Annotated in this window: 10 protein-coding genes and 1 other annotated feature; of the genes, 2 read left to right on the top strand and 8 right to left on the bottom strand. The window is 51.6% G+C overall.

Features of this window, described 5'->3' with window-relative positions; translation table 11 throughout:
* Nucleotides 1–67 precede the first annotated feature (67 nt).
* From B3W37_RS00385 to rplU, 8 genes are all read right to left on the bottom strand, one after another.
* Nucleotides 68–850 carry an REP-associated tyrosine transposase gene (locus tag B3W37_RS00385; RefSeq protein WP_483171959.1) on the bottom strand — a complete coding sequence of 261 codons (783 nt, stop codon included), beginning with the start codon at nucleotides 848–850 and terminating at the stop codon, nucleotides 68–70.
* Between the two features lie 431 nt (nucleotides 851–1,281).
* Nucleotides 1,282–2,544, bottom strand: a complete 1,263-nt coding sequence (locus B3W37_RS00380; RefSeq protein ID WP_483174445.1) for a glutamate-5-semialdehyde dehydrogenase — start codon at nucleotides 2,542–2,544, stop codon at nucleotides 1,282–1,284.
* A 35-nt stretch (nucleotides 2,545–2,579) separates the two neighbouring features.
* A complete protein-coding gene (gene proB / locus B3W37_RS00375) occupies nucleotides 2,580–3,707 on the bottom strand; it encodes a glutamate 5-kinase (protein ID WP_483171961.1) in 1,128 nt (375 codons plus the stop codon).
* Nucleotides 3,708–3,775: 68 nt separating this feature from the next.
* Nucleotides 3,776–5,038: a GTPase ObgE gene (gene obgE / locus B3W37_RS00370; protein WP_483174444.1), complete on the bottom strand. Its 1,263-nt coding sequence runs from the start codon at nucleotides 5,036–5,038 to the stop codon at nucleotides 3,776–3,778.
* 4 nt (nucleotides 5,039–5,042) lie between these two features.
* Entirely contained in the window at nucleotides 5,043–5,492 is a 450-nt protein-coding gene (locus B3W37_RS00365; protein ID WP_483171963.1) for a Spo0B domain-containing protein, read from the bottom strand.
* A 91-nt stretch (nucleotides 5,493–5,583) separates the two neighbouring features.
* A complete protein-coding gene (gene rpmA / locus B3W37_RS00360) occupies nucleotides 5,584–5,877 on the bottom strand; it encodes a 50S ribosomal protein L27 (RefSeq protein WP_481037895.1) in 294 nt (97 codons plus the stop codon).
* Between the two features lie 5 nt (nucleotides 5,878–5,882).
* Nucleotides 5,883–6,218, bottom strand: coding sequence for a ribosomal-processing cysteine protease Prp (locus B3W37_RS00355; protein ID WP_483174443.1), 336 nt, complete (start codon nucleotides 6,216–6,218; stop codon nucleotides 5,883–5,885).
* A complete protein-coding gene (rplU, locus tag B3W37_RS00350) occupies nucleotides 6,215–6,532 on the bottom strand; it encodes a 50S ribosomal protein L21 (RefSeq protein WP_483171981.1) in 318 nt (105 codons plus the stop codon). The genes B3W37_RS00355 and rplU overlap by 4 nt, the downstream gene beginning before the upstream one ends.
* A 13-nt stretch (nucleotides 6,533–6,545) precedes the next feature.
* Nucleotides 6,546–6,624: a sequence feature (ribosomal protein L21 leader region), on the bottom strand.
* A 213-nt stretch (nucleotides 6,625–6,837) separates the two neighbouring features.
* Here rplU and B3W37_RS00345 point away from each other — a divergent pair.
* Both B3W37_RS00345 and B3W37_RS00340 read left to right on the top strand, forming a co-directional pair.
* Nucleotides 6,838–7,461, top strand: coding sequence for a carbonic anhydrase (locus B3W37_RS00345; protein WP_481037893.1), 624 nt, complete (start codon nucleotides 6,838–6,840; stop codon nucleotides 7,459–7,461).
* Nucleotides 7,462–7,658: 197 nt separating this feature from the next.
* Entirely contained in the window at nucleotides 7,659–8,600 is a 942-nt protein-coding gene (locus tag B3W37_RS00340; RefSeq protein WP_483174442.1) for an AEC family transporter, read from the top strand.
* Nucleotides 8,601–8,603 lie beyond the last annotated feature (3 nt).

Below are 8,603 nucleotides of genomic sequence, written 5' to 3'. Positions count from 1 at the left end.
TTGTTTTACAAGCTTCGTTAAGCAGTGAGAGCAGGTATTTTGGAGTCATGGGGACGGTTCTTTTGACTCAACCAATTCGCGTCCGTTCCACCACATTCCTGTTCACGCCCAGCAACTCTGCAATAGCCCGCACTGATAGTTTGGTGTTGGTCCTGAGATCCAAGATGACTCCTCTCCGGTCTTCAGCTAGGGCCTCCGCCAATGTCCTTCCAGACCATTTTTCTTTTAGATACTTTTCCAGGTAGATTCTTCCATCATTGACACTGCGGATTTCATATTCATCGTTGTAATCAAGATATTCACCGCAATCCGTTTCATTTGAAAAACGCTCAAAGTTCTTAACCGCGATTTTCAGGTTGTCCGAAAACAGTCGCAATATGAAGTGGGTATCCACCAGCTTATCGTCTTCAAAGTCAACATAATTTTTATAACTGCTCCATGGATACTGCTGTGGTTTATCAACAATTCCGGCTTTAACAGGATTATTGTGGATATACCGCGTTACTGCCAGGAGATATGGCTCATCTTCAACAGCTTCACTTTTATAACGATCCTGAAATACATGACCAACTCTGCTGTATCGGGCGTTAAAGAAATAGGCATAACGAACCGCTATGCCCTTCATTATCGACGACAAATCTTTTTCCCTGGTGTTTAGCAAAATATGAACATGGTTATCCATTAAACAGTAGGCATATAAAGAGAAATCCATTTGTTCCAGCTTGATGGCAACACTCTCGAGAAAACATTGTTTGTCTCGGCGATTGGAAAAAATGTTCTTACGTTCATTTCCCCTGAGCATAATATGATAAATACCGGTGGTACTCATGATTCTTTGCTGTCTGCTCATTCAGCCATCTCCCTTATATTTCCATAATACTAGAATAAGCCAAATGAGTCATCATCTGTGATATAAATGGCCGCGGATCTAGAGACCTTGACCCGGTATGAATCCACTAAAATCTAACCAGCTTTCATGACCTCCAAATACATGGGATGCTGGTTCGTCCGCTATCTTTAATTTATTGGCTACGGTTGAGTCAAAAGAACCGTCCCTGCGACTCTTCTTCCGCTCGCTCTTACAGAATAAACATATCTTTAACGTAGCAACTTTAAGTTGCAATACGGTATTACAAGAATTCTTAATAGTTGGTCTCCACCGGAAAGGGCACATCCGAGTTGGTAATGTGTTTTAAGATCAACACCGCGTCGGTGATGTTGATGACGCTGTCACCGTTGACAAGCACTTCCGGCGCCGTCCTTACACTGGCTTTGATTCGGCTATTCCCTGATCTGGCCGTCACCATAGACAATAAACTTGATGGTGGTCAGTTCGGTGAGGCCCATGGGACCGCGGGCATGGAGCTTCTGGGTGCTTATGCCCATTTCAGCGCCGAAGCCGAATACATTGCCGTCGGTGAAGCGGGTGGAGGCATTGGCGTAAACCGCTGCGGCGTCTACAGCAGACATGAAGCGGCGCACATGACCGTAGTTTTCACTGACAATGGCCTCACTGTGCCCGGTGCCATAGGTGTTGATGTGGCTGATAGCCTCTTCCACATCGTCCACCAGCTTGACCGCCAGGATTAAATCCAGGTATTCCTCACTCCAATCCGCTTCTGTGGCCGCTTTAAGACCATACACTATATCGCGGGCACGTTCACAGGCACGGATCTCCACCCCGGCTTTCTGTAATTTGGGCAAGATTAGAGGCAAAAATACCGGGGCTATTTTACTGTGTACCAAAAGGGTTTCAGCGGCGTTGCACACCGAAGGGCGCTGCACCTTGGCGTTGAATACGATAGGGAGGGCTTTTTCAATATCAGCATACTCATCCACATAGACATGACAGTTGCCCATGCCGGTCATGATCACCGGCACGCTGGCGTTTTCTGTTACCGCTTGCTTGAGGCCTTTGCCGCCTCTGGGAATGAGCACATCGATGGTGTCGTGCATTTTCATCATAAAGACCGCCGCCTCACGGTCATCGCTGTCAACCAGTTCGATAGCACCCTCGGGTATACCCTGACTATAGGCAGCCTCCGATATCACCCTGGCAATCTCGCGGTTGGAATTGAGGGCTTCTTCTCCTCCCCGCAGGAGGATGGCGTTGCCCGACTTCAGGCATAAACCGGCAGCGTCTGCGGTCACGTTGGGCCGGGATTCATATATGATGCCGATCACGCCGATAGGGGTGCGCACCCGGCCCACCTCCAGGCCGTTGGGGCGCCGGGTCATACCCAGCACCTCGCCTACCGGGTCGGGAAGGGCCGCAATCTCGCGCAAGCCCTGAGCCATATCGGCCACCCTTTTTTCATCCAGGGAGAGCCTTTCCAGCAAGGCCGAAGTTAGGCCTATATTGCGGCCGTTTTGCAGGTCGGCGGCATTGGCGGCAATGATCTCCTCTCTGCTGGCTTCAAGGGCATCGGCCATGGCATAGAGGGCCCGGTTCTTTACGGTTGTGGAAGCGGTGGCCAGAAGCCGGGAGGCCTTTTTGGCCCGCTTTCCTTGTTCCAGCAAAATGTTCCTCAGGTTCTCATCCATTAAATTGTCACTCCTTGATCCCACTTTTCACAAATCTACCGCACCACCCACAGGTTGTTGCGATGGATGACCTCATCATAGTCTTTTTCCCCCAGGATCTGTTCAATTTCACTGCTTTTCCTGCCGGCGATGAGGCGGATCTCCCCGGCATTGTAATGGGCTATGCCCCGGGCGATCTCCTGGCCGCCCGAACTCTTCACTCCCACCACCGCCCCGCGGTCAAATTCTCCTGAAACAGCGCTGATTCCAGAGGCCAGAAGGCTCCGGCCTTTTCTGGTCAAAGCTGCGGCAGCCCCCTCATCGACCTCTATATATCCCTGCACCAGGCTGCCAAATGCCAGCCATTTTTCCCGGGCATGCATTTTGCCCTCCCGGGGGACGAACAGGGTTCCTACTTCCTCACCGGCAACGATTCTGCGAATGACATTATCCTCCGCACTGTTGGCAATGATCATGGTTATTCCCGAAGCCATACATATTCTAGCCGCCTTCAGTTTGGTGAACATCCCCCCGCTGGCAAAGCTGCTGCCGCGGTTGTGGGAACTGGCTTCCATCTCCGGGGTGATCTCGGTCACCCTTCTCAAGAGGCGGGCATTGTCAGATGCGCGGGGATCCGCATTATACAGCCCGTTTACATCGGAGAGAATAATCAGCATATCGGCATCCACCAGCCCGGCCACCAGAGCCGAGAGGGTGTCATTGTCTCCGAATTTGATCTCTTCTACCGCAACCGTGTCATTCTCATTGATGATCGGTATTACTTCCATTTTAAGCAGGGATAAAAGTGCATTGGTGGCGTTTAAGTAGCGGATGCGCTCATCAAAATCGCCCCGGGTCAGCAAAACCTGGGCAACGGTTTGATGGTATTCCGAAAAGAGTTTCTCGTAAAGCTGCATCAGGGCGCCCTGACCTATGGCCGCCAGAGCCTGTTTTTCCGGTATGGTGGTGGGGATCCGCTTCAAGCCCATGCGGTTTGCCCCCACCCTTATGGCGCCGGAGCTGACCAGGATGACCTCCAGATCGCGATTATGCAAATCGGCCATCTCCCGAACCAGCTGTTCGATGCGGCACAGGTTGAGTTTGCCATTAGCATGGGTCAAAGTGCTGGTCCCTACCTTGACAACCACCCTCTGTGCGGTTTCCAGCTTCTTGCGTCTATTCACTCCCAAACACTTCCTATGGTTTATATTGACAGCCGCCTGATCCAGGCTGCCGCCGCCTCACAATTCTCCTATTCGCTGTAATCGAATTCCATGTCCTTGATACGCACCGTATCGCCTGCTTTGATCCCCTGCGCTTTCAGCGCGTCTTCCAGCCCCATGCGATTTATGGTGCGCTGAAATCTTTGCAGGCCTTCGTCAGTGGAAAAATTGGTCATGGTTAAGAGCTTCTCGATGCGGTTGCCGGTGACCACATAGACCCCGTCGACCACATCAATCATGAAGGGGACTTCATCTACAAAACGGGTAACCACGGCTTCTTCCACTTCTTCGGCTTCTGGCGGGGGGGCTTGCTGCAGCAGGCGGTGGAGCCGTTCGATCAATTCGCCCACACCCTGTCCGGTCACCGCGGAGATAAACATCAGCCGCTCCCCGAAAGCCTCCTCCAGCCTACTCCGGTTGGCCCCGGCCTGGGGCAGGTCCATCTTATTGGCTGCGACCAGAAAGGGGCGTTCCATCAATTTAGGGTTGTGGCTGGCCAACTCCCGCTGCAAGGTCTCATAGTCCTGCAGCACGTCACGGCCTTCCGTTTCAGCCGCATCCAAAATGAACAGCAAGACCCGGGTTCTCTCTATATGGCGCAGAAATGCGTGCCCTAAACCGGCTCCCTGATGGGCTCCTTCGATCAAGCCGGGAATATCGGCCACCACAAAGCTCTCATGATCGCGGGTCTCCACCACCCCCAGATTAGGGGTCAGGGTGGTAAAAGGATAGTCGGCTATTTTGGGACGGGCCGCCGAAATACGCGAGATCAAGGTGGATTTGCCCGCATTGGGAAAGCCCACCAGGCCTACATCAGCCAGCAGTTTCAGCTCCAATTTGAGCCATCTTTCCACCCCGGGTTCGCCGTTTTCCGAAACGGTCGGGGCCCGGTTCACAGAGCTGGAAAAGCGCGAATTGCCGCGTCCGCCCCGTCCCCCTTTGGCTACCAGGGCCTCCTGGCCATGTTCGGTAAGATCGGCGATCATTTCGCCGCTTTCTTCGTCTTTGAGGACGGTGCCCGCCGGCACCCGCACCACCAGGTCCTGCCCCCAGGCGCCGTGCATGTTTTTCCCCTGGCCATGTTGACCGCGTTCAGCTTTGAAATGGCGATTGTATCTAAAATCCATCAGGGTTCTCAAGCCCTCATCGGCCTGGAATATGACATTGCCTCCTCGCCCCCCGTCGCCGCCGGCAGGGCCTCCCTGGGGGACATATTTCTCCCGGCGAAAGGCTACAATGCCGTTGCCTCCATCGCCCCCTTTAACATATACCCGGGCCTCATCTATAAACATGATGTCACTCCTCTATTTGCACCAGGACTTCCCTGCCCAGAACATGGCCGGAGAACACCACCTGGCCTTTGCCGTCTTTCGCCGTTATACTGGCGTAGATGCAAGGGTCCTCGTCCAATCGCCAGGCCGCCTCCTCTGCCAGTCTTTTAAGGCTTTGATAAGGCTCTTGCTTTTGTTCAAACACGGCATGGGAATCCATCTGCCAGTTTTTATATCTTAGTATTACTCCTAAATCCCCGCATAATAAGGCTTGTTGATAAAAATACAGTGCGGCTTCGGCGGGCATGCTCTCAAACAGCAAGCGCTCCCGCAGGTGCTGTTCGACTATGGAATGTATATATTCGCGGGCTTGCTCAGGTTTGCCCAGATCGATATATCCCATTATGACCTGCAGATCATTGCCATAATCATGCCTTATTCTGCGCAATAGGTTTACCATTTGGTCGGCTTCCATAATTATCCCCCCGGACGTGAACTAATGATAACAAAAACCCCTGAAAAACTCCAGGGGTCTTTAAAACGAGTATCAAGTCTTAGGCTTAAGCTTACTGAGCGGCTGATTCCAGGGGATAGACACTGACCTGCTTCTTATCGCGGCCCTTTCTTTCGAACTTGACCGCGCCGTCGACAACTGCAAACAGGGTATCATCTCCGCCGATCATTACATTGTTGCCGGGATGGATCTTGGTGCCGCGCTGTCTGACCAGAATATTTCCGGCCTTGACAAATTGACCATCCGACCTTTTTACGCCCAGGCGCTTGGAGGTGCTGTCGCGTCCGTTCTTGGAGCTGCCCACCCCTTTTTTATGAGCAAATAATTGCAGGTTAAATGTGAACATGGTTATTACCTCCTGATTCTCACTTTAACGTATCCCGGGTAAGCCTCCTCCAAGGACAACAAACCCGCTTCCATGGTGGATAATATCAGTTGTGCCTTATATTGATCGTCTGAACTCAGATCATCCGGCAAGATACACTCCATCAGGGCGTTTTCGCCCTCTATAATCTGTAGCTGCGGAACCGTGGCCAGATGTTTTGCCAGGCCCAGCACTGCGGTTTGAGCTATGGCCGAAACCCCGGCGCAATAGATATCCCGGCCCGGAGCAGCCTGGCCGGCATGACCGGTGATGGTGAAGGCGGCGATATGCCCTCCCCGGTATTCCATACTTACCGTAATCATCCTACCACGATCTGGTCTATTTTAATCTTGGTAAACGGCTGTCTGTGCCCTTGCTTGCGACGATAATTCTTCCTTTTTTTATACTTGTATACTACAATCTTCTTTTCTTTGCCCTGTTCATAAATTTCTGCGCTGACTGAGGCATTGGCCACCATCGGGTTGCCGACCTTTAAAACGCCATCGTCTTCGCTTACCAGGAGTACCTCGGAAAAAGTGACTTTGTCGCCCTTCTCTCCGGCTATCTTTTCAATTTTCAGAATACTCCCCTCATTGACACGGTACTGCTTGCCACCGGTTTTAATAATAGCATACATCAATAGATACACCTCCGTTTTTTAGACTCGCCGGTGAACAGGCAGGTCTGCCGACCATTTGGAGAACCCTCACCGAGCGGTTGCAAAAACTTGCAACACATATGCCAATTTACCATATTAGATAGCCTTCGTCAAGTCTGCACAAAGCCGGCTGAATCATGAATGGCCGAGATTGAAGGGTTTTGACCGCAACGTCCATTGGTAATTTTATTGTCCCTCAAACCGCTGTGATCTTTTTGCAGGAGTATTATCTCGGATAAAGAAATATTCTATCAGGGTTAATTATAAGTCAGGGGGGAATAGAGTTGACAGAGATAAATCACGAAAATGCAAGCAGCCAGGTCACCGCAAATGAAGCCTTAAAGTGGTTGATTGAAGGCAACCGCCGCTATGTTGCCGGACAGTCGGCTCCAACCGACCTTAGCTCCTCCAGGCGCTCGGAGCTGCGCACCCATGGCCAGTATCCTTTTGCTGTGGTCCTCACCTGCTCTGATTCCAGGGTTCCTCCGGAACACATCTTCAATCAAGGCCTGGGCGACCTGTTCGTGGTGCGCGTGGCCGGCAACGTGGTGGATGATGTGGCCCTGGGCAGCATCGAGTACGGGGTGGAACACCTGGGATCGCCGCTGTTGCTGGTTATGGGCCATGATTACTGCGGCGCGGTCAAGGCTACTGTGGATGGAGGCGAAGCGCCGGGCAGTATCGCAGCTATTGTTGAGCGGATTAAACCAACCGTAGATTTGGTAAAGCAAACCGGTGCAGCCGGGAATGAATTGTACCGCAAGGTTGAAGACCAGAACATCCTGGCAGTGATCAGAACAATTCAGGCAAGTCCGATAATAAAGCATTTAACCGAGCACAAGCAATTGACTATTGTGGGGGGTAAGTACCACCTGGACTCCGGAGAGGTAACTTTCATAGAAATCTAGACCGTGACGACAGTCTCCCGGGTTGAATTTCTCAACCCGGGTTTTTTTGTCGAGCTGTTGGCAGCTTTTCAGGTGCGCGATATCAAAATAACGGCAAAAGTTGTATGTATACATTGAGCGCTATATTGAGGCAGATTATACTGTAATATGAACGAACCCGGTGCCGTTGGCTTCTCTTTAACCCGGATATATCAAAAATGAACACCAGGGAGGCTGCCATGACAGCGATCCTCACCATCCTGGCCCCGATTTTTATAGTTCTTGCAGCCGGTTACGTGCTGCATCGCTGCGGCCTGTTTACAGACCAATATGTGGAACAATCCAATCAGCTGATTTTCTATGTATTTCTACCCCTCTTGCTGTTTCACAAGATCTCCCAATCTGATTTTGAGTCTCTCTTCAGCCCCGGCAATCTCCTGGTGATGGTAACTGCCATAGGAGCGGTTTTTCTATTAAGCTGGATATGGGGCGGACTGGCCCACTATCCGCCTTCCATTCTAAGCACTTTCATCAACGATAATTTCCGTTCCAACTTCGTATATATAGGCCTTCCCGTCTGTTATTACGCACTGGGAGACGGCGGTTTGGCCATAGGCAGCGTTCTCACCGCCCTGGCCGTACCGATAGTCAATATCCTTTCGGTTCTGGCTTTCAGCCCGGTGCAGAACCAGCATTTTAATCTGCGTCTTTTCCTGCTGGATCTGGTAAAAAACCCGCTGATCATCGGCGCTGCATCCGGCATAGTGTTTTCCCTGCTCGAAGTCCCAATTCCCGATTTCATAGCGGAAGCCCTGCTGCTGCTGACACAGCTTACCCTGCCTCTGGCACTGTGCTGTATCGGGGCCAGCCTCAGCCTGGCTATCAAGCCCGAACACTGGCCGGTTTTAGCTTCAAGCAGCCTTTTCAAACTATTCCTGCTCCCTTTGATCGCATACGGACTGATGGCTGCATTGCGTTTGCCCCTGGACACCACGGCTAAAGCCTTGCTCATCATGCTGGCCGCACCCAGCGCCGAGATCAACTATACCCTGGCTGCACAGATGAATGGAGAAGCCGACCTGGCTGGCACTACCATTGTGATAACCACCATCCTGTCGGCTTTTTCTTACCTGATATGGTTGAGCTTGCTCAACATTTAAAAT

It is taken from the genome of Syntrophomonas sp. UBA5494 (genome assembly GCF_002426325.1).
The sequence above is the reverse complement of the archived record's forward strand: the minus strand, read 5'-3'. Positions and strand labels throughout refer to the sequence as shown.

Coding starts and splice junctions, on each gene's coding strand:
- B3W37_RS00385 (WP_483171959.1), bottom strand. CDS start 850: ATGAGCAGACAGCAAAGAATCATGAGTACCACCGGTATTTATCATATT.
- B3W37_RS00380 (WP_483174445.1), bottom strand. CDS start 2,544: ATGGATGAGAACCTGAGGAACATTTTGCTGGAACAAGGAAAGCGGGCC.
- obgE (WP_483174444.1), bottom strand. CDS start 5,038: ATGTTTATAGATGAGGCCCGGGTATATGTTAAAGGGGGCGATGGAGGC.
- B3W37_RS00365 (WP_483171963.1), bottom strand. CDS start 5,492: ATGGAAGCCGACCAAATGGTAAACCTATTGCGCAGAATAAGGCATGAT.
- rpmA (WP_481037895.1), bottom strand. CDS start 5,877: ATGTTCACATTTAACCTGCAATTATTTGCTCATAAAAAAGGGGTGGGC.
- B3W37_RS00355 (WP_483174443.1), bottom strand. CDS start 6,218: ATGATTACGGTAAGTATGGAATACCGGGGAGGGCATATCGCCGCCTTC.
- rplU (WP_483171981.1), bottom strand. CDS start 6,532: ATGTATGCTATTATTAAAACCGGTGGCAAGCAGTACCGTGTCAATGAG.
- B3W37_RS00340 (WP_483174442.1), top strand. CDS start 7,659: ATGAACACCAGGGAGGCTGCCATGACAGCGATCCTCACCATCCTGGCC.